The organism is Bradyrhizobium sp. MI1.10, from assembly GCF_055811035.1.
On the sequence record NZ_JBVVPN010000003.1, the window covers coordinates 240,195 to 260,061 of the forward strand.

Sequence of the window (19,867 nt, forward strand, 5' to 3'; positions counted from 1 at the left end):
CGCGCGGGGGGGGGGGGGGGCGGCCCACCGCAGGTCGCGGGGCGGACCCCCCCCCGCCCCCTGTCTCGCCGCTCTGCGGCGAGCCACCCTCTCCCACAAGGGGAGAGGGTTAAGAACAGCGAAATCAGGTCGAAAGCGCACCGCGCACGGCCGCGATGATTCGCTCCTGATCGGCTTCGGTCAGATAGGCATGCATCGGCAGGCTGATGACGTCCTGCGACAGGCTCTCGCAGCCCGGCAGGCCGCCCTCGGCGACCGGGTGCTGCTTGTAGGCCGTCTGCTGATGCATCGACTTGCCGTAATAGATCGCGGTCGGCACGCCCTGGGCCTTCAGCGCGGCGGTAAAGCCGTCGCGGTCGGTGCCTTCAGGGAGGCGGATCGTGTACTGCGCCCAGACCGACGTGTTGCCGGGAGCAACGCGCGGCACGGTGACCACGTTGCTGAGTCCGCGTGCGTAGCGCTCGGCGACCTTGTTGCGGGCTGCGATCTCGTCGTCGAAGATCTTCAGCTTCTCGATCAGGATCGCGGCCTGCATGGTGTCGAGCCGGCCGGTCAGGCCGAGGCGGACGTTGTCGTATTTGTCGACGCCCTGTCCATGCACGCGGATGCTGCGCAGCGTCGCCGCGAGTTCGTCGTCATCGGTGAAGATCGCGCCGCCGTCGCCGAAGCAGCCGAGCGGCTTTGCGGGGAAGAAGCTGGTCGCGGTGGCGAGCCCGAAGGTGCCGAGCTTGCGGCCCTTGTAGCTCGCGCCAAAGCCCTGCGCGGCGTCGTCGAGCACGAACAGGCCTTCGGCCCTGGCGATCTCGGCGATGGCGTCGTGATCGGCCGGCTGTCCGAACAAATCAACCGGAATGATCGCGACCGGCTTGAGGCCGGCCTTGCGGGCGGTCGCGATGCCGCGCTTGAGCGATTCCGGGCTCATGTTGAAGGTCGATTCGTCGACATCGACATAAACCGGCGTCGCGCCGGTCCGCGCCACCGGCGAAGCCGTCGCGATGAAGGTGAAGGACGGACACAGCACGGCGTCGCCCGGCCCGACATTCTTCGCCATCATCACCATCAGGATCGCATCGGTGCCGCTGGCGCAGCCGATGACGTGCTTGGCGCCGCAATAAGCCGCAAGCTGCTTCTCGAGCTCGGCGACTTCAGGGCCGTTGACGAACTGACAATGATCGAGAACGCGCGTCACGGCGGCATCGAGCGAATCGCCAAGTCGGCGGCGCTGCGAGGCGACATCGATGAAGGGAATGGGTTCGGAACGCAGATGCTGGTTCATGGCGCCTTCTTGGCTGGTCGACATGGAAGAGTTCAGCCGGCGACGCGGCGCGGACCCTTGCGGGCCGACGTGGCCGCGGGGCGGGACGGCGTTTCCAGGCACTGCGTCGCGATCTCGAGGCTGGCGACGCCTTCGTCGCCGGTGACCGCCGGCGTCTCGCTGTTGCGCACGGCCTTGAGGAACGCGATCAGCTCGGCGCGGAGCGGCTCGTCATGGCCGACCGGCAGATGCCGCATCGAATAGCTGCCGTCAGGCTTGAAGCCGAAGCATTCGGTGACCTGGCGCGTCAAGAGATCGCCCATCACGTATTTGCCGCGGGTCGCGACCGTGACGCTGCGCGCCTTGAACGGCGTCAGCCAGTTGGTGTTGATGTGCGCGAGCACGCCGTTGGCGGTGCGGAACTGCAAGAGTGCGATATCCTCGCGCTCGGCGACCGCACTCGACAATTGCGGCTGCACCTCGACGATGTCGGATTCGGTGAACCAGCGGATTAGATCGATGTCGTGCACGGCGAGATCGATAACGACACCGACATTGGACATGCGCGGCGGGAATGGGCCGACGCGCGTGATCGCGATCGACAGAATATCCTCGCCCGCGATCGCCTGCTTGACGGCCGCGACCGCTGGATTGAAGCGCTCGACATGGCCGACCATCAGCGTCACGCCGGCTTTTTGCGCAGCCGTGACGATCTCGCGGCCTTCCGCGACCGTGGACGCAATCGGCTTCTCGACCAGCACGTGGATGTTCTTGGCGATGCAGGCGAGCGAGACCTCATGATGCAGATGGGTCGGCGCCGCGATGGTGACGGCATCGACGCCTTCGGCCAGCAGCTGGTCGAGCGTCTCGAAGCTCGCGCAATTGGCAAGCTCCATCGCCCGCGTGCGATGTGCCGGCGAAGGATCGACGACGCCGACGAGGTTGACGCCGGGAAGACCCGCGAGCACGCGCGCGTGGTTGCTGCCCATCACGCCGGCGCCAATGACGCCGACGCGCAAGCCGGCCTTTGGCGGTGCAGATCCTGTGGAACTCATTTGAGCAAACCCCGATTCAACGCAAATCCCCGAGGCGCTTCTAGCACGGACGCCACATTTGTGGCGAATGCGGAGCTAGCGGTCCGGACACGATTTGATTCAAAAAGTTACACGTTTCCCGGGCCTTAAGCCTCTGAAAGAGACCATCCTTTTGGCCCGGGTCGCGTGATTCGGAGTGTGCTGGTTACGACCTTTGATAATCGTCTTCAATCCGGATGATGTCGTCTTCCCCGAGATAGCTTCCCGTCTGGACCTCGATCAGCTCCAGCATGATTTTACCGGGGTTCTCCATCCGGTGCACCGCGCCCATCGGGATATAGATCGACTCGTTCTCGTGCACGCTTTTGACGGTCTCGTTGACGGTGACGCGGGCGGTGCCGCGGACCACGATCCAGTGCTCGGCGCGATGATGGTGCTTCTGCAGCGACAGACGTCCGCCCGGCTTCACCACGATGCGCTTGACCTGATGGCGCTCGCCATTGTCGACCGATTGGTAGCTGCCCCAGGGCCGATGCACCTTGAGATGCTCCTCGGTGACCTTCGGCGCGACCGCCTTGAGTTTTGTGACCAGCCGCTTGAGCCCGTTGGCATCCTTCTGGCGCGAGACCAGAACGGCATCGGCGGTCGCGACCACAATGAGATCGTCGACGCCTTCGAGCGCGACCAGCGCAGCATCGGTGGTGACGTTGCAGTTGCGGGAATCCTCGAACACGGCGGCGCCGTGCGAAGCATTGCCTTGGGCGTCCTTGTCCGACAATTCCCACACTGCGTGCCAGGAGCCGACGTCGGACCAGCCGCACGACACCGGCACGACCGCGGCGCGCGCGGTCTTCTCCATCACCGCATAGTCGATCGAGATCGCCTTGGCCGCGCCGAACGCCTCGGGCTCCAGCGTCACGAAGCCGAGATCGCGGCCGGCATTGCTCACGGCATCGGAAATCGCCTCCACGCTTGCCGCATCGACCTTGCGGTATTCGTCGAGCAGGACGGCGGCAGGGAACATGAAATTGCCGCTGTTCCAGAGATAGCCGGAATTGACGTAGTCGGCCGCCTTCACCGCATCCGGCTTCTCGACGAAGCGCGCGACCGCGTGCACCTCACCGGAGATGACCTCGCCCGGGCTGATATAGCCGTATTCGGTCGCCGGCCGCTCCGGCTTGACGCCGAACGTGACGATGCGCCCGGCGCTTGCGGCGGTAAGCCCTTGGCGGCACGCCACGACGAACGCGGCATTATCCTGCACCACGTGGTCGGCGGCGAGCGCGAGCACGATCGCCTCACTCGCGCGGTTCTGCGCGAACACCGCACCGGCTGCGATCGCCGGGCCGGAATCGCGCCGCATCGGCTCCAGGATCACGTCGGCCTCGATGCCGATTTCCGCGAGCTGCTCCAGCACCATGAAGCGATAGGACGCATTGGTGATGACGATCGGGCGATCGAACAGCGAGGCCTCCGAGACGCGCAACAGCGTGTCCTGGAAGGTCGAGCGGGTGCCGAACAGCGGCAGGAACTGCTTGGGGCGCACCTCGCGCGAAGCCGGCCACAGCCGCGTTCCGGCACCGCCGCACATGATCAGGGGGATAATGCGTTTGTCCATCGTCATTTCAAACCTTGAAGTCGTTCCGATACCAGGTGACAAAATTACGAACTCCGTGCGCGATCGGCGTTGACGGTGCAAAGCCGGTATCGCGCATCAGATCCTCGACATCCGCGAACGTTTCCAAAAGGCCTCTCGGCAGCAATTCTTTGATCGCCGTCCGACCCAGCTCCAGAAGTCCGACGACGTGCATCAGCTCTTCCGGGTGATGATTGACAACATTGTAGACCTTAGACGGCGCATTTGCGGCAGCCGGACGATCTGCGGTGATCCCTTATCCTGTTCCCAAGGACCGCTTCGCCCGATCCGTCGCTCGATCTTTCGCCCGCGGCGCCTCTTTAGCCTCCGCATCGACGGGGCCGCAATAGCCCCGCCGCCCTGCATGCGGGCTCCCGATCACCGCTATTGCAAGATCGGCGCCAAAACCATACCAAAGCGGCCGAATTCGGCGCCTTGCGTCGGGTTGCTTCAAAACCCTTGTTCATGCGGGCGAAATGCGCCGAATCCTGCTGTCGACGGCCAAGATCCTGATTTCCGGAGCGCTGCTCTACCTGGCGCTGCGCAAGGTCGATCTGTCCGAACTGTTTTCGCGCTTCACCGTGACCAGCCTGTTCTGGATCGGCCTGGCGATCGCCGTCACGTTCCTGCAAATCTTCGTCGGCGTGCTGCGTTGGCGCGAGATCAGCGCCGCATGCGGCGCCCCGCTCGAGCTCGGCCGGGCCATGCGCTACAACGTGATCGGATCGTTCTTCAACCAGACCCTGCCCTCGGCGATCGGCGGCGATGCGGTCCGGCTGTGGCTCGTCGCGCGCGCCGGCGCCGGCGGGCGCGCGGCGACCTACTCGATCTTCGTCGACCGCGCGATCGGTTTGATCGCACTCGCGATCATGATCGTGGCAAGCCTGCCCTGGAGCTACGCCCTCATCACCGATCCGCAGGGGCGCTCCGCGCTGCTGCTCGTCGACTTCGCGGCGCTCGCGGGTGGTCTCGGCTTCCTGGTCTTCGGCGCGCTGCAATGGCGCTGGCTGAAAACCTGGTGGGCCACGCATCACATTCACGCCTGTGCGGTGATCGCCAACCGAGTGATCTTCAGCCGCTCGCGCGGACCGGCCGTCGTGATCCTGTCGCTCGCCGTGCATGTGCTGGCCGTCGTGGTCGCCTGGTGCGTCGTGCAGTCGATCGCGGCGCCGGTCGGCTTCAGCGACGTCTGCATGCTGGTGCCGCCGGTGATGCTGATCACGATGATGCCGATCTCGATCGCCGGCTGGGGCGTGCGTGAGGCCACCATGAGCCTCGCCTTCGGCTTCGCGGGGTTGGCCACGAACGAGGGCGTCAACGTCTCGCTGCTGTTCGGCGCTGTGTACTTCATCGTCGGCGCGATCGGCGGCCTGGTCTGGATCCTGAGCGCCGAGAAAGCCGCGCAGGGATCGGCGCCGCTCGGGGTGCCGGAGTGAACGGGTTCGTCGACGCGCTCGGCGCGATACCATCGCTGCTTGCCGTTGCGATTGCGGCGCTGGTGTCGGGCGTCATCACCTGGACCAGCCGCCCCCTGCTCCAGCGTTACGCATTGGCGCGGCCCAACGCGCGGTCCTCTCACCGCATCCCGACCCCGCAGGGTGCGGGCATCGCGGTGATATCAGCGACGCTGCTGGTCGCATCAGCCTGGGCAGCCTGGGCGAACGTCGCGATTCCGCCGGCGCTGATCGCTGCGACGGTGTTGATTGCCGCGGTCGGATTTGCCGACGACGTCAAGTCGCTGCCGGTGCTGGTACGGCTCGTGCTGCAGGCCGCAGCCGTCGGCGCCGTCGTGTTCACCACGCCCGAGACCGCGCGCATCGTGCCGGCGCTGCCGCTCGCGCTGGAGCGCGGACTCATCCTGCTGGCGGGCGTGTGGTTCTTGAACCTCGTCAACTTCATGGACGGGCTCGATCTGATGACGGTGGCGGAAGTCGTGCCCGTCACCGCGACGCTGCTGCTGCTGGCACTGCTCGGCGATCTGTCGTGTCCGGCCGCGCTGATCGCCGCGACGCTGTGCGGCGCCATGCTCGGCTTTGCGCCGTTCAACAAGCCGGTCGCAAAAGTCTTCCTGGGCGATGTCGGCAGCCTGCCGATCGGCCTTTTGCTCGGCTGGTGCCTGCTCGAGCTCGCCTGGCGCGGGCAGCCCGCCGCGGCGCTGTTACTGCCGGCTTATTACCTCGTGGATTCCACCATCACGCTGTTCCGGCGCATCGCCAGGCGCGAGCAATTCTGGTCGGCGCATCGCTCGCATTTCTACCAGCGCGCCACCGACCACGGCTTCACGGTCTCTCGCGTGATCGGCGAGGTGTTCGCGCTCAATCTCGTGCTCGCGGGGCTTGCCATCGTCACCGCTCGCGCCGGCTCGGCGACGATCACGCTGATCGCGCTGCTGGCGGGCGCAATCGCGATCGGCGTCGTGCTGCGCCGATTCTCGCGCCCTCAGGCGTCCTGAGCCGCCAGCGCCAGCAGCAGCCCCTCGTCGAGAGACACCGGCGGCTGCCACCCGGTCGCGGTCACCTTGGAGAGGTTGAGCTCGAGCGAGCCGATCAGGCTGTCCTGCGTATCCTGCCGGCCCATCACTCTCAGCAGCGTGCTGAGCAGGTCCTGCGGCATGCCGAACAGCCGCGAGTTCTTGCCGGCAGCCTTGGCCAGCCGCGCGATGAACTCGGGCGTCGAGACCTGCTCCCTGTCGGCCACCAGGAAGATCTCGAAATTGCTCGCTGGATCTGGATGAGAGAGCCGGCGCAGGATGAACGACGACAGGTTCTGCACGGCAAGGAAGGCGCGATGATTGCGGATCGCGGCAAAGGGCAGCGGCAGACCGAGGTTCACTGCACGCGTCAGCAGCGCGAAATTGCCCTTGGCGCCCGCACCATAGACCAGCGGCGGCCTGATCACCGAGATCATCATGGCGCTGTCGCGCGCCAGCGTCTTCAAGCCCGCTTCCGCCGCGGCTTTGGACATGCCGTAGAGGCCGCGCGGCGTCAGGATATCGTCCTCGCTGAACGGCGCGCGGCCGTCGTTGCTGCGACCGTGCACGAGAACGGTGCTGATGAAGATGAACTGGCGCACGCCGGCCGTCGCCGCGCTGCGCGCCAGGTGCAGGGTGCCGGCAATGTTGACGTTGCGATAGAGCTGGACCGCATGCTCTTCGTGCTTGTGATGCACCCGCGCGGCGAGATGAACCACGGCATCGACGCCTTCAAGCGCCGCCTGCCAGTCGGTTTCAGGCCCGATCGTTTCGATCACGACCTCGTCGTCCATGCCTTCCGATCTGCGCACCGCGCGGCGGACCGACCACCCCTCGCGCGCCAGTGCGGGCACGACATGACGGCCGACGAAACCGCTCGCACCCGTCACCAGCACGACTGGCTTGCGCTCGTTCATCGTTGCTCCGCCAGTTCGGGGTTGCGCAACAATTCGTCGACCAGGGCAGCATAGGCGTTCATCGCGGTGACGCGATCGAATTTCGCCGCCGCTTTTACCGCGCGCTCCGCCATCGCGACTGCGTCGGAGCGAGACGCCGCGCGGATCGCCTCGGCCAGTTGATCGGCACGGCCCGGCGTCACCACCCAGCCCAGCCCGTTCTCCACCACCGTCAACGCGGCCTCGGCCTCCGGCTCCGAGACCAGCACCACGGGACGGCCGACCGCCAGCAGATTATAGAACCGGCTCGGCACCGACACCCCCGCAACGTCCTTCCGGTACGGAATGATCCAGAGATTGGCCGCCGCCAGCAATGCCTCGAGCTCGGCATCCTCGACCCGCCCGACGAAGGAGACATTGGGCAAGTTCGCCTCAGTCTGCAACTGCTTCAACCGCTCGAAGCCGATGCCCCAGCCGGAGAGCAGGAAGTGGATATCAGGCTCGGCCCTCAAAAGACGCGCCGCCTCGAACACGATCTCCGGATCATGGGTGAAGCCGAGATTACCCGACAGGCCGACAACGAAACCCGCCGAGAGCGGTTTGCGGAACGGATTATCCGCCGTCACCGGCCGGGGTGCGGCCACCAGCGTCGCCCAGTTCGGGATGAAGCGGATCTTGTTCCGCGTCATGCCGGAATAGCTCAGCAGCGGCCGTTCCGCATCGCGGCCGATGGTGATGACGGCATTGAGCGCGCGGAACATCAGGCTGTTGGCGGCGCGCATCGTCATGGTCACGATCGAACCGGGCTTCAGCAGGCCCGCCATCACCAGCACGTCCGGGAAGAGGTCGTGCATGATCAGCGCCGAGCGCGCGCCCTTCAGCCTCGCCGCCGCCGCGACCGCGTAAGGCAGCATGAACGGTGCGGTGACGGTAAGCACGACGTCACCTCGCCTCAGCTCCCGTGTCAGCGCCAGAAACGTACGCGCCGCGAACAGCAGCTCGGAGGCGCCGCGCCGCACCAGCGCCGCCTTGCCCGCCATCCGGTTCTTGACGGCGATTATCCGCGGCTTGCCCGGGCCGGTCTGCAAGGCCGGCAACGCGCCTGATGAGCCCGACAACACCACGACCTCGTGATCCCCGGCGATGCGGCAGGCGATCTCGGCCATGATCGCCGCCGTCGTGCTCGGATCAGGCGGGTAATGCTGGCTCGCCACGACGATCTTGCCTCGAGGCTGCATGATCAGGCCGCGGTCGACCCGAATTCCGGAACCGCGTCCTTCAGGATGGTCCTGATGGTGGCCCGATCGTCGCGCGCGATCGCCTGCTCCAGCGCCGCAATCCATTTGCGCAGCGTCTGCATCGGCGGCTCGTTCGGCTGCGCGGCCATGATGCCGGCGACGCCGATCTCGCGGGTCGGCTCCTCGGAGGCGAACAGGATTTCGTGCAGGCGTTCGCCGGGCCGCATGCCCGTGAACACGATTTCGATGTCGTAGCCGGGTTGCAAGCCCGAGAGACGGATCATGCGCTCGGCGAGATCGACGATCTTCACCGGCTGACCCATGTTGAGCACGTAGACCGACACATCCGAACGCTGCGTTCCGAGCGCATGCGTTGCCGCCGTGATGACGAGATCGCAGGCTTCGCGGATGGTCATGAAGTAGCGGACCATGTCGGGATGCGTGACCGTCACGGGACCGCCGGCATCGATCTGGGCCTTGAACTTCGGCACCACCGAGCCGTTCGACGCCAGCACGTTTCCGAACCGGACCGAGATCAGCCGCATCGACCGCCTGGCGCCGCCGTGACCCGCCGCAAGATCATGGTCGAGCGCCTGGCAATACATCTCGGCGAAGCGCTTGGTCAGGCCAAGCATCGACACCGGTTCGATCGCCTTGTCGGTCGAGATCATCACCATGGCTTCGGCGCCGGCGCTATGCGCGGCATCGGCAACGTTGATCGAGCCGAAGATGTTGGTCTTGACGCCCTCGCTCCAGTCGCGCTCGAGGATCGGCACGTGCTTGAGCGCGGCGGCATGGAACACGATGTCCGGCTTGAACTCGGCTATCAGCCGCATGATGCGCTCACGGTCGCGGATGTCGGCGATCCGCCCTTCGATCGAAGCCGCGGAGCCGAGCGCCGCGAGCGTTTCGGTGATCGCGTAGAGCGCCGGCTCGGAATTTTCCACGATCAAAAGGCGCGCGGCGCCGAACGCGACGACACGCTCGCAGATCTCGGAACCGATCGAGCCGCCCCCGCCGGTGACGATCACCGCCTTGCCCTCGATCAGGGCCTCGAGCCGCGCATAGTCGATCTTTTCGCTCGGCCGCAGCAGCAGATCCTCGACGGCGACGGCCGTGAGCCGTGGCGTATCGCCGCTCTCGAGCGAGGGCATGCGGCTCACGATCACGCCGAGCTTGCGCGCCCGCATCAGGATCGATTCGGGATGGGCCTCCGGCTCGAATGCCGTCGGCGTCATCACGACGCGCGCGATCCCCTTGCCGCGCTTGGTGAAGTCGGCGATGACATCCTCGATGTCGTCGACGCCGCCCAGAACCGGGACGTTGCGGATGGACTGGCCGCGATCGGAACTCGACGGCGAGAGCACGCCGACCGGCCAGATGTGCTTGATCGCCCCGCTCTCGATTCCGCGCAACAGCACCTCGGCATCCGCGGCGCGGCCGATCAGCAGCGTCGGCGCGGCATCTCCGGTGCGGGCGTGACGCCGCACCCGCGTATAGCGGAAATAGCGGTAGGTCATGCGCAACGCGCTGAGGAAGGAGATCTCGAGGAACCAGTAGAGGACGATGGTCACCTTGCCGAGGAAGAAGGCGCCGCGGACGTTGGGGGCGACGAAGATGTAGTCGAGCACCAGGAGTGCAACCGTGAGCACGGTCGCGACGCGGATGATGTTCAGCGCGTCGGGCAGCGAGATGAAGCGCCATTTCGTCGTGGTCAGGTTGAAGACGAAGCACACGACCAAGCTGAAGGCGAGGAAATAGGGCAGGATCTGGATCAGCAGCGGGAGGCGATCGAAGAAGCCGTCGCCGCCCTCGAAGCGCAGATAGAAGGCGGCGAACAGCGCCGCCGTCGTCGCCAGCAGGTCGTGGAGCGCGATCATGAAATTGCGCAAGGTGAGATGCGAAAGACGCGTCATCCGCTGACCGAAAATCCAGTTTAATGCAACCTGATCGCGCTGATAACCCATCTCGGCCGGACATGCCAGTCAAGGCTTGCCGGTCAAGGCTTGCCGGTCAAGGTTTGCCGGTCAAGGTTTGCGATCCGGGCGGCCGTTCAGGAACCGGCTACTGTCGCCTTCGCCTCCGCCTGCTGGGCCTGGATCACCATGCCGCCGGCAACGCCGACGCCGATGACGTACATCCAGCCCTCGTGGAAGTCGAACAGATGGGAGTTGAACAGCGAGGTGAAGGCGTTCTGGACCACGACCAGGAGGCCGATCCAGTTTGCGAGCCCGTCGCCGCGAAATAACTGCAGATGCAGTATCCAGATGGCGTAGAGAACGGCGACGCCGATGATGCCCCATTGCACGGCCACGTTCAGCGTCTGGTTATGCGGGTTGCCGATCACCTCGGCGGATGCCAGGTTCTGATCGCCGGGCGTCGCGGCCCGCTCGAACAATCCACGCGTCGAGCCGGTGCCGTGCCCCTTGATCGGCGCCTCCGAGAAGAAGCCGAGGGATTTCCGCCAGAATTCGAGCCGCAATCCGGCCGAGGTCGGCGCGCCTGTTTCGACATAGCGTGTGTAGTCGCTGGCGAAAGTGTCATAGGTCTTGCGCAATTGCGGCGAGGCCTGCCAGGCGAGAACCGCGCCCACGAGCAGGGCCGCGGAGATGATCGCGATGTTGCGCCATCTCAGATGAAGCAACGCAAACACACCGAACAGGATGGGAATCGTGACCAGCGCGGTGCGCGATACCACCACGAACACCATATTGGTGAAGAAGGCGAGCGCAAGCGCCGTGAGCAGCCCGGCGATCCAGTAGCGCCTCTCGCGCAGCAACCGCACGATCGGATAGGCGAGCGCGACCGCGCAGAGCGTGAACTCCTGGCTCTGGTCGATGTAGTTCTTTACGAAGATGCCGCGCTCGACGCGGTCGGATTTGAGCGCGAGGTCTGGGTAGAAGGCGACGAGCCAGGACATCACCGACAACAGCGCGCAGGACACCAGGAAGGCGACGAACACCCAATGTCCGCGCGGCGAGCGCGCAAAATGATAGAGCAGGACCGGCAGCACCAGCAGCTTGACGGTCGGATTGACCGCGTAGAAGCGCGCGCCCCAGGCCGCGTCCGACCACAGCGTGCCGACCAGCGCGAGCAGGACCAGCGCAATCGGCGCCGCACAGATCGGACGCTTGAGCGATTGCAGGAACTCACGGACGTCGAGGAACGGCACCATGCAGAGCAGCATCAAGGCATTGAAGATGCCAGCAAGCGACGTCGACCATGGCAGCGAAGCTGCGGTCAGGATCGCGAACAGATCGACCGTCTCGGACCAGGCCGCCGGACTGCGCAGACGCCGCCACAGCATCTGGCCGGTCGTCTCCCCGGCGAGCGTCGTCACTTGCCCTCTCCCCGCGCGCGATGAACCAGCGCCGTCGTGCTGAAGCCCTGGAGAATGTCGATCAGCACGACCGTCCCGCCCGCGGCCTCGACGACCTCATGGCCGACCACCTGCTCGCGGGTGTAATCGCCCCCTTTGATCAGCGCGCTCGGCTTGATGCGGGTGATCAGGTCGATCGGCGTATCCTCATCGAAAATAACGACGAGATCGACCGCTTCGAGCGCCGCCAACACTTCCGCACGCGCTCGCTCGTCCTGAACGGGGCGGTCGGCGCCCTTCAGCCGCCGCACCGAGGCGTCGCTGTTGAGGCCCACGATCAGGCGGTCGCAGGCGGAGCGCGCCGCTGTCAGCACCTTGACGTGGCCGGGATGCAGGATGTCGAAGCAGCCATTGGTGAAGCCGACGCGCTGGCCTTGCTTCTTCCATTCCGCGAGCTGCGCGTCGAGCGCACCGGGCTCGAGCACGATCTTCTCTTCGGCCGCGAGATAGGCATGCGGCAATATCTTTCGCTTCAGCTCGGCCACACTCACGCTGGCGGTGCCCTGCTTGCCGACGGCGACGGCGGCCGCGGCACTGGCCATGCGAAGCGCCGTGTCCCAGTCCGCGCCCGTGGCGAGCGACACCGCGAGCGCCGCGGCAACGGTGTCGCCGGCACCGGAGACGTCACGCACCTTGACGGGAAACGCCGGAACGTGAACGGCCTCGCCATTGCGCGGCACCAGCGTCATGCCGTGCTCGCCTTGGGTGACCAGGATCGCCTCGCAATCGGCGAGCCGCATCACGTCCTCGCTGGCATCGACGATGCTCTGCGGCGTGTCGGCGCGGCTTCGGGTCGCTTCCGAAAACTCCTTGCGATTGGGCGTGAGCAGCGTGGCGCCGCGATAGATCGCCCAGTTCAGGCTTTTGGGATCGACGATCACGGGCTTGCCGAGTTTTCGCGCGGCGTCGATGGTGTGGCGGATGACGCGGGCGGTGAGCACGCCCTTGGCGTAGTCGGACAGCAGCACGACGTCGGCGCGCGCGATCTGCGGCAGGATCGCTTCGATCAGCTTGGTCTCGATCGTATCGGAAGCGGGCTGTGACTGCTCCCAATCCGCACGCAGCATGTGCGTGGAAAAATGCTCGGAGACGAAACGGACCTTTCGCGTGGTCGGACGCGAGGGATCGCACACCAGCACGCTTTCGATCGCACCCTGCCCCGCAAGCGCCGAGGCGAGCTGCCTGCCCGCCTCGTCCTCGCCGACGAGGCCGACGAAGATGCAGCGCGCGCCGAGCGCGGCGATGTTGCGCGCGACGTTGCCGGCGCCGCCGATATGAATCTCGCTGCGCTGTGCCGCGATGACAGGCGCCGGCGCTTCCGGCGAGATCCGCGACACCTCGCCATAGACGAACTCGTCCAGCATGATGTCGCCGATGCACAGCACCGTGCGGCCTGAGATGGCTTGTGCGAGGGCATCGAAATCGAGAATGGGCGTCGGCATGGTGATGGGCCTCAGCGGAAGCGGTCGGGCCGGTCGAGATAATCCCCGACATAGGCCTTCACCGCGTTCTCGAGCGTCGTGAAACCGCCATTATAGCCGGCGCGGTGGAGGCGATCGACCTTGCTCTGGGTGAAATACTGGTAGCTGCCGCGGATCTGCTCGGGCATGTCGATGTATTCGATGTTGGGGCTGGCGCCGAGCGCGGCATAAGCCGCCAGCATCAAATCCTTGAAGCTGCGCGCTTTGCCGGTGCCGACATTGAAAATGCCGGACACCGAGGGCGTCGCCAGCAGCCACATGATCACGCGCACGACGTCGTCGACATAGATGAAATCGCGGCGCTGATCGCCATCGGCAATGCCCTCGCGATGCGACTTGAACAATTGCACGACGCGGCCGGCTTTGACGTCGTCGAAGCGGCGCGCCAGCACGCTCATCATCGAGCCCTTGTGGTATTCGTTGGGGCCGAACACGTTGAAGAATTTCAGCCCGGCCCATTGCGGCGGCAGCTTCTCGCCGTTCGCTGCGCGCTCGGCGACGGCGAGATCGAACAGGTGCTTGCTCCAGCCGTAGAGATTCATCGGCCGCAGTTTTTTTAGCGCAGGCACGGAGCTGTCGTCGTCAAATCCTGCCTCGCCGTCGCCATAGGTCGCCGCCGAGGAGGCGTAGATCAACGGCACGGCATTCGCCGTGCACCAGTCCAGGAGGCGCATCGACAGGCGGAAGTTGGTCTCGAACACCAGGTCGCCGTCGGTCGCAGTGGTCGCGGAAATCGCCCCGAGATGGATCACCGCATCGAGCTTGCGGCCCTTCAGCCAGTCCGGCAGCTCAGCCGGCGGCACGATATCCACAAGCTGCCGCTTGGCGAGGTTGCGCCATTTGCCCTCGTTGCCAAGGAAATCACAGACGACGACGTCGCCCCGGCCGGACTCGTTCAGCGCGGCGACGACATTCGATCCGATAAAACCGGCCCCGCCGGTCACCAGCAACATTTCACCTAGCCTGCCCGATGTATTGCGACCCGATCTTGCCCTAGCGCATGATCCTCCAAAGTGTAAGCGGTTTTGGGATGGCCGCTCTGGCGGCTTTACCTGCCGGCCCGGAGCGGCTAACCGAACCGCCACATCAGCGCACCCCGGCCTCATTAACGAATGAACCAAGATTCGCAATTTAGTGGCGAGGCAGATCGGGGCGACACGCGCCCGATTCTGATCGTCCCCTACATGTGGATCGGCGATTTCGTCCGGAATCACACGGTGGTGCGGGTCCTGAACGAGCGCTGGCCGAACCGGCCGGTCGATCTGCTCACGACGTCCCTGTGCGCGCCGCTGGTCGATTACATGCCCGGCGTGCGCGATGCGATCGTCTGGGACCTGCCGCGCGGCCGGCTCGCCGTGGGCCGCCAGCTCGGCCTGGCGAAGCTCCTGCGCGAGCGGAACTACGGCACCGCCCTGGTGCTGCCCCGGACCTGGAAGGCCGCCATCGCGCCCGCTTTGGCCGGGATTCCGGAAAGGGTCGGCTTCGTCGGCGAATTCCGGTTCGGCCTGCTCAATCGCTGGCGCTGGGGCGAAAAGAAGCTGCCCCGCTTTATCGACAAGAATGCCGCCCTCGCCCAGCCCGATGGCGCCCCCCTGCCGGCGGAATGGCCGGTGCCGCAATTGCGGGTCCCGGCCGAGGACATCGTCCGCTGGCGGCAGGCCAATGGCCTCAGCGCAGGCGCCGCTGTGGCGCTGGCCCCCGGCTCGGTCGGCGTGTCAAAACGCTGGACCTACTATCCCGAGGCTGCCCGCCTGCTCGCCGAGCGCGGCCTTGAGGTCTGGGTTGTCGGCGGCCCCGGGGAAAAGGGCCTGGCCCAGGAGATCGTCGCGGCGGGCGGCGCCGGGGTGCGGGACCTTACCGGCAATGATCTGCGCAACGGCGTGCTGGCCATGGCTGCGGCCGGCGTCGCGATCTCCAACGATTCCGGCTTGATGCACATCGCAGCCGCCCTGGGCACGCCGACCATGGGCATCTTCGGGCCCACCAGCCCCTACCTCTGGGCCCCCCTCAACGGCCTCGCCGCGACCGTGGTCCAGAACAAGAGCGTGCTCTCCTGCCAACCTTGCCAGAGCACGATCTGCAAGATGAACGACCACCGCTGCATGCGAGATATCGCGGCGAGCGAGGTGGTCGAGATTGCGCAGCGGGTGCTGGGTGAGGTGGGGGCAAGAGCTTCGACGTGAAGGCCGTCGAGGCTTACGCCGATGATGACATCATACCGGTGTTCTGCCCGACGAGTCAAATCGACTTCGTAAAATCCGCAGCTTCGGGATGGCGACCAAACCATTGATTTCGTTGACCCCGGCTACTGTGCATGGGGTTGTTTTCGCGGTTTTTTGTTTGCTGCCCTGAAGCCGATGCTCAAAGCAGCGGCCGATAGACGTCCCCGATCCGCGCCGCCTCGGCATCGAGGCTGAATTGCGCGAGCACCCGTGCCCGCCCGCGCTCGCCCATCGCGATCGCGGCGGCCACGTCACGCATCAGCGGCTCCAGCGCTGCAGCCAGCGCGTCCGCATCACCGGTCGGCATCAGCACGCCGGTCACGCCATCCTCGACCACGAGTTCGGCCGCCCCGGCGCGCGCGGCGACAAGCGCGCTGCCGGCCGCCATCGCCTCGATCAACGTCAGGCCAAAACCTTCGTTGCGCGAGGTGAAGGCGTAGATGGTCAGCCGCTGATACCAGCGTTGCACGTCTTCGATCGGCAGCTCGCCGGTGATGACGATGCGCGATTGCAGGCCGGCGGCCTCGATCCGCTTCTTCAGGTCGTTTGCAAAAACGGTTTGCTCGGGTGTGATCTGGCCGACGATGACAGCAGTGAAATCCGGATAGCGCGGCAGCAAGCGGCACATCGCATCGACGAACACATCGGTGCCCTTCTGCGCGCGTACCCGGCCGAAGCAGCCGATCGCGTAGCGGCCCGGCAGCGCAGTTTCCGCGAAGGCGGCAGTGCGGTCGAGCGGCGGCGCATAGACGGCGGTGTCGATGCCATGCGGAATCACCGTCGCCTTCACCTTCAGGAACGAAGCCGAAAGATCTGATGTCGCGATGATCGCGTCCATGCGCCGGATCAGCCAGCGCGTGATCCAGCTATGATGGCGTTGCGCCGCCGAAGTGAACACGAGCTTGAGCGGCCAACCGAGCGCGCGCAACAGCACGCCCGCGATCATCTCGTTGTTGCGGCGCGCGTGCCAGATCACCGGCGCCTTGCGGCGCCACAATCTCAGGAGATTGGCACCGCCCAGGCGCGCGATCCCTTCCGGCGCGTCGGAGCCGAACCACGCGGCGCGAAACAGCTTTGCCAGCCGCGGCGCCACCATCCGGTTGGTCGCGGTGACCCCGGAATAGCGCCTGTGCAGATTTGGCACGATCACTTCGAGATCGCTCGGGGAATTCGCCACGCCACGCTCCGTTTCGAAAGTCCCTATACGCAACATTAAGCATAGTGACCAGTTCAGCCGCGCCGATACCCACTCTTCACCACGTAAACGTTAGCTTGGAGCATTGATCGAAGACGGGTGAGATCATGACTGTGCTTGTCACCGGCGGTGCCGGCTACATCGGAAGCCACACGGTTCTGGCGCTGGCGGAAGCCGGCGAGGACGTCGTCGTGATCGACGATCTCTCCACCGGTTTCTCGGCCTATCTGCCCGAAGGCGTGCCGCTGTTCATTGGCGATGCCGGCGACGAGAACCTGCTCGAAGGCGTGATCGCCCAGCACAACATCGAGAGCATCATCCATTTCGCGGGCTCGGTGGTCGTGCCGGATTCGATGCGCGATCCACTCGGCTATTACCGCAACAATTTCACGACCGCGCGCAACCTGCTCAATGTCGCGGTCAAGCGCGGCATCGACCGCTTCATCTTCTCCTCGACCGCGGCGGTCTACGGCGATCCCGACCAGGTGCCGGTGCCCGAGCACGCGCCGACACGGCCGCTGTCGCCCTACGGCTCGTCGAAGCTGATGACCGAGATCATGCTGCACGATGTCGCCGCCGCCTACGGCATGCAATACGTGACCCTGCGCTATTTCAACGTCGCGGGCGCCGATCCGCAGGCCCGCATCGGCCTTGCCACCGTCGGCGCCACGCACCTGCTCAAGATCGCGGTGGAAGCCGCGACCGGCCAGCGCGCCAAGATCGACGTGTTCGGCACCGACTATCCGACCCCGGACGGCAGCTGCATTCGCGACTTCATCCATGTCACGGACCTGTCGCAGGCGCATCGCTCGGCGCTCGCCTATCTGCGCAACGGCGGCGCCTCGACGACGCTCAATTGCGGCTATGGCCGCGGCTACTCGGTGCTGGAGACCATCGACGCCGTGCGCCGTGTCTCGGGCCGCAGCTTCGCCGTGCAATACGCCCCGCGCCGGCCCGGCGACATCATGACCATGGTCGCCGACACCAGCCGCATCCGCGGCCTGCTCGACTGGAAGCCGCAATACGACGATCTCGAGACCATCGCAGCCCATGCGCTGGCCTGGGAGGACAAGCTGTTCCGCGAGCGTCACGGCGAGCTCCGCCACGCCGCCTCGGCCTAGATTCCATTCCAGCGCAAGCCCTTAATTGGGCTTGAAAAGCGCCGGCTTAGCGGGCACAGAGGCCGTTCGATCCCTGACGCGCGGGCAGGCTTTCCTTGCGCCGTCAATGGACTACGGATGGCCCAGTTTCCAAAGAAAATCACCGACGATCCCTATGCGGCAGCGGTGCTGATTCGCCGCCTGGTCACGGAACAGGGGATCATCTACTGGCGGCGCTACCTCGTCGCCTTCGCGCTGATGGCGCTTGCCGCCGGATCGACCGCGGGCGCGACCTACGTGCTCGGCCAGGTCATTAACCAGGCCTATGTCGACAAGAACATCCCGGGCATCGCGATGTTCTCGGGCATCACGGTGATCCTGCTCTTCATCAAGGGCGTGGCGACCTACGGCCACATGGTGATCCTGACCAAGATCTCCAACGCGATCCTCGCCACCAACCAGCGCCAGCTGTTCGCCAAGCTGATGCGCGAGAGCGTCGGATTCTTCTCCGAGCGGCATTCGTCGGAATTCCTGGCGCGGTTGACGGCCGGCGCAAAGTCCATCACCGATGTCCTCAACATGCTGGTCAATGCGGTCGGGCGCGACCTCATGATGCTGCTCGCCATGATCGGCGTGATGGTATGGCAGGATCCGGTGATGTCGTTCATCGGCCTCGTTGCCGTGCCGCCGGCCATGCTGGTGCTGCGCAAGCTGGTCAAGCGCATCAAGGGGCTCGCCTACAACCAGTTCACCGGCACCGCCGACATCCTGGAGACGATGCAGGAATCGCTGCAGGGCATCCGCACGGTGAAAGCGTTCACGCTCGAAGACACCATGCAGAACCGCATCGACGAGAACATCGCGATCGTCGAGCGCAACGCCAACAAGATGGCCCGCGTCGCCAACCGCTCCAATCCGCTGATGGAAATGCTCGGCGGCTTCGCAGTCGCCGGCTGTTTACTTTACGGCGGCTATAGCGTGGTCGCGCTCAACGCCACGCCCGGCGCGTTCTTTTCCTTCATGACCGCGTTCCTGATGGCGACCGAGCCGGCCAAGCGGCTGGCGCGACTCAACATCGACCTCAACAGCCAGCTCGTCGGCGCCCGCATGCTGCTCGAAGTCGTAGACAGTCCCGCGAGCGAGCATTCCGACGACGACAAGCCGGCGCTGAAACTGTCGACTGCACGCATCGAGCTGCGCGACGTCAGCTTCTCCTATCGCAACGGTGAGACCGTCCTCAACCGCATGAGCTTTGTTGCCGAGCCCGGCAAGGTCACAGCATTGGTCGGCCCCTCCGGCGGCGGCAAATCGACCGTGCTGGGGTTGCTGCTGCGCTTTTACGAGGTGACGCAAGGCGACATCGTGATCGACGGCCAGTCGATCGGCGCCGTCTCCCGAAAATCGCTGCGGGCCCAGACCGCCTATGTCGGCCAGGACGTCTACCTGTTCCGCGACACCATCCGCAACAACATCGCCTTCGGCCGCGCGGGCGCAAACGAAGAACAAATCATCGATGCTGCGAAAGCAGCCTGCGCGCATGATTTCATCATGGGCTTCCCACTCGGCTACGACACGCCCGTCGGCGAGCACGGCACGCAACTGTCCGGCGGCCAGCGCCAGCGCATCGCGGTCGCGCGCGCGCTGATCAAGAACGCGCCGATCATCCTGCTCGACGAAGCCACCGCCGCGCTGGATTCGGAGTCCGAGCGGCAGGTGCAGGAGGCGATCGAGCATCTTTGCCAGAACCGCACCACAATCGTGATCGCGCACCGCCTGCACACCATCATGCACGCCGATGCGATCCTGGTGGTCGAGGGCGGCGAGATCGTCGAGCAGGGCCGGCATGACGAGCTGCTCCGCCGCGGCGGCCGTTACGCCTCGTTCTTCCGCCTGCAACATCACGACGCCGGCGCTCTGGCGCCGATCAGCGCAACCGCATAGAGTTCCTTTCACCTCAAGAG

General features: G+C 65.4%; 15 protein-coding genes and 1 pseudogene. 5 read left to right on the forward strand and 11 right to left on the reverse strand.

The features are described 5' to 3' along the window. Window positions 1-124 precede the first annotated feature (124 nt). The 4 genes and pseudogenes from AC0L3K_RS05335 to AC0L3K_RS05350 all read right to left on the reverse strand — a co-directional run. The gene (locus tag AC0L3K_RS05335; RefSeq protein WP_473365520.1) at window positions 125-1,300 is read right to left on the reverse strand and encodes a DegT/DnrJ/EryC1/StrS family aminotransferase; all 1,176 of its coding nucleotides are present in this window, start codon (window positions 1,298-1,300) and stop codon (window positions 125-127) included. 8 nt (window positions 1,301-1,308) lie between these two features. Further along, the gene (locus AC0L3K_RS05340; protein ID WP_473365521.1) at window positions 1,309-2,310 is read right to left on the reverse strand and encodes a Gfo/Idh/MocA family oxidoreductase; all 1,002 of its coding nucleotides are present in this window, start codon (window positions 2,308-2,310) and stop codon (window positions 1,309-1,311) included. Window positions 2,311-2,494: 184 nt separating this feature from the next. Then, window positions 2,495-3,907, reverse strand: coding sequence for a mannose-1-phosphate guanylyltransferase/mannose-6-phosphate isomerase (locus AC0L3K_RS05345; protein ID WP_473365522.1), 1,413 nt, complete (start codon window positions 3,905-3,907; stop codon window positions 2,495-2,497). A 7-nt stretch (window positions 3,908-3,914) separates the two neighbouring features. Further along, window positions 3,915-4,178 (reverse strand): annotated as a pseudogene (locus AC0L3K_RS05350) (UDP-glucuronate 5-epimerase); the annotation flags it as partial. A gap of 223 nt (window positions 4,179-4,401) precedes the next feature. Between AC0L3K_RS05350 and AC0L3K_RS05355 the strand changes: the two are divergent. Then, entirely contained in the window at window positions 4,402-5,361 is a 960-nt protein-coding gene (locus tag AC0L3K_RS05355; protein ID WP_473365523.1) for a lysylphosphatidylglycerol synthase transmembrane domain-containing protein, read from the forward strand. After that, complete coding sequence (locus tag AC0L3K_RS05360) at window positions 5,358-6,377, forward strand: MraY family glycosyltransferase (protein WP_473365524.1); 1,020 nt, start codon at window positions 5,358-5,360, stop codon at window positions 6,375-6,377. The genes AC0L3K_RS05355 and AC0L3K_RS05360 overlap by 4 nt, the downstream gene beginning before the upstream one ends. Here AC0L3K_RS05360 and AC0L3K_RS05365 read toward each other — a convergent pair. The 6 genes from AC0L3K_RS05365 to rfaD form a co-directional block, all read right to left on the reverse strand. After that, window positions 6,365-7,312, reverse strand: a complete 948-nt coding sequence (locus tag AC0L3K_RS05365) for an NAD-dependent epimerase/dehydratase family protein (protein ID WP_473365525.1) — start codon at window positions 7,310-7,312, stop codon at window positions 6,365-6,367. The two genes, AC0L3K_RS05360 and AC0L3K_RS05365, sit on opposite strands and share 13 nt — an antisense overlap. Next, entirely contained in the window at window positions 7,309-8,529 is a 1,221-nt protein-coding gene (locus AC0L3K_RS05370) for a glycosyltransferase family 4 protein (RefSeq protein ID WP_473365526.1), read from the reverse strand. The genes AC0L3K_RS05365 and AC0L3K_RS05370 overlap by 4 nt, the downstream gene beginning before the upstream one ends. A 2-nt stretch (window positions 8,530-8,531) precedes the next feature. Then, the gene (locus tag AC0L3K_RS05375; protein WP_473365527.1) at window positions 8,532-10,445 is read right to left on the reverse strand and encodes an SDR family NAD(P)-dependent oxidoreductase; all 1,914 of its coding nucleotides are present in this window, start codon (window positions 10,443-10,445) and stop codon (window positions 8,532-8,534) included. A 137-nt stretch (window positions 10,446-10,582) separates the two neighbouring features. Further along, window positions 10,583-11,869 carry an O-antigen ligase family protein gene (locus AC0L3K_RS05380; protein WP_473365528.1) on the reverse strand — a complete coding sequence of 429 codons (1,287 nt, stop codon included), beginning with the start codon at window positions 11,867-11,869 and terminating at the stop codon, window positions 10,583-10,585. Then, window positions 11,866-13,350: a D-glycero-beta-D-manno-heptose-7-phosphate kinase gene (gene rfaE1 / locus AC0L3K_RS05385; protein WP_473365529.1), complete on the reverse strand. Its 1,485-nt coding sequence runs from the start codon at window positions 13,348-13,350 to the stop codon at window positions 11,866-11,868. The genes AC0L3K_RS05380 and rfaE1 overlap by 4 nt, the downstream gene beginning before the upstream one ends. Before the next feature lie 11 nt (window positions 13,351-13,361). Next, window positions 13,362-14,342, reverse strand: a complete 981-nt coding sequence (rfaD, locus tag AC0L3K_RS05390; RefSeq protein ID WP_473365530.1) for an ADP-glyceromanno-heptose 6-epimerase — start codon at window positions 14,340-14,342, stop codon at window positions 13,362-13,364. Window positions 14,343-14,501: 159 nt separating this feature from the next. Between rfaD and waaF the strand changes: the two genes are divergently transcribed. After that, window positions 14,502-15,572 (forward strand): lipopolysaccharide heptosyltransferase II, encoded by a 1,071-nt coding sequence (gene waaF / locus AC0L3K_RS05395; RefSeq protein ID WP_473365531.1) that lies wholly within the window; start codon window positions 14,502-14,504, stop codon window positions 15,570-15,572. A 178-nt stretch (window positions 15,573-15,750) separates the two neighbouring features. Here waaF and AC0L3K_RS05400 read toward each other — a convergent pair whose 3' ends face one another. After that, on the reverse strand, window positions 15,751-16,788 hold the full coding sequence (locus AC0L3K_RS05400) for a glycosyltransferase family 4 protein (RefSeq protein WP_473365532.1): 1,038 nt from the start codon (window positions 16,786-16,788) through the stop codon (window positions 15,751-15,753). A gap of 125 nt (window positions 16,789-16,913) precedes the next feature. Between AC0L3K_RS05400 and galE the strand changes: the two genes are divergently transcribed. Continuing rightward, a complete protein-coding gene (gene galE / locus AC0L3K_RS05405) occupies window positions 16,914-17,927 on the forward strand; it encodes a UDP-glucose 4-epimerase GalE (protein WP_473256032.1) in 1,014 nt (337 codons plus the stop codon). A 117-nt stretch (window positions 17,928-18,044) separates the two neighbouring features. Beyond that, window positions 18,045-19,847, forward strand: coding sequence for an ABC transporter ATP-binding protein (locus tag AC0L3K_RS05410; RefSeq protein ID WP_473365533.1), 1,803 nt, complete (start codon window positions 18,045-18,047; stop codon window positions 19,845-19,847). Window positions 19,848-19,867: the final 20 nt, after the last annotated feature.

Coding starts and splice junctions, on each gene's coding strand:
- AC0L3K_RS05340 (WP_473365521.1), bottom strand. CDS start 2,310: ATGAGTTCCACAGGATCTGCACCGCCAAAGGCCGGCTTGCGCGTCGGC.
- AC0L3K_RS05370 (WP_473365526.1), bottom strand. CDS start 8,529: ATGCAGCCTCGAGGCAAGATCGTCGTGGCGAGCCAGCATTACCCGCCT.
- rfaE1 (WP_473365529.1), bottom strand. CDS start 13,350: ATGCCGACGCCCATTCTCGATTTCGATGCCCTCGCACAAGCCATCTCA.
- waaF (WP_473365531.1), top strand. CDS start 14,502: ATGAACCAAGATTCGCAATTTAGTGGCGAGGCAGATCGGGGCGACACG.
- AC0L3K_RS05365 (WP_473365525.1), bottom strand. CDS start 7,312: ATGAACGAGCGCAAGCCAGTCGTGCTGGTGACGGGTGCGAGCGGTTTC.
- AC0L3K_RS05345 (WP_473365522.1), bottom strand. CDS start 3,907: ATGGACAAACGCATTATCCCCCTGATCATGTGCGGCGGTGCCGGAACG.
- AC0L3K_RS05355 (WP_473365523.1), top strand. CDS start 4,402: ATGCGCCGAATCCTGCTGTCGACGGCCAAGATCCTGATTTCCGGAGCG.
- AC0L3K_RS05410 (WP_473365533.1), top strand. CDS start 18,045: ATGGCCCAGTTTCCAAAGAAAATCACCGACGATCCCTATGCGGCAGCG.
- AC0L3K_RS05335 (WP_473365520.1), bottom strand. CDS start 1,300: ATGTCGACCAGCCAAGAAGGCGCCATGAACCAGCATCTGCGTTCCGAA.
- galE (WP_473256032.1), top strand. CDS start 16,914: ATGACTGTGCTTGTCACCGGCGGTGCCGGCTACATCGGAAGCCACACG.
- rfaD (WP_473365530.1), bottom strand. CDS start 14,342: ATGTTGCTGGTGACCGGCGGGGCCGGTTTTATCGGATCGAATGTCGTC.
- AC0L3K_RS05375 (WP_473365527.1), bottom strand. CDS start 10,445: ATGACGCGTCTTTCGCATCTCACCTTGCGCAATTTCATGATCGCGCTC.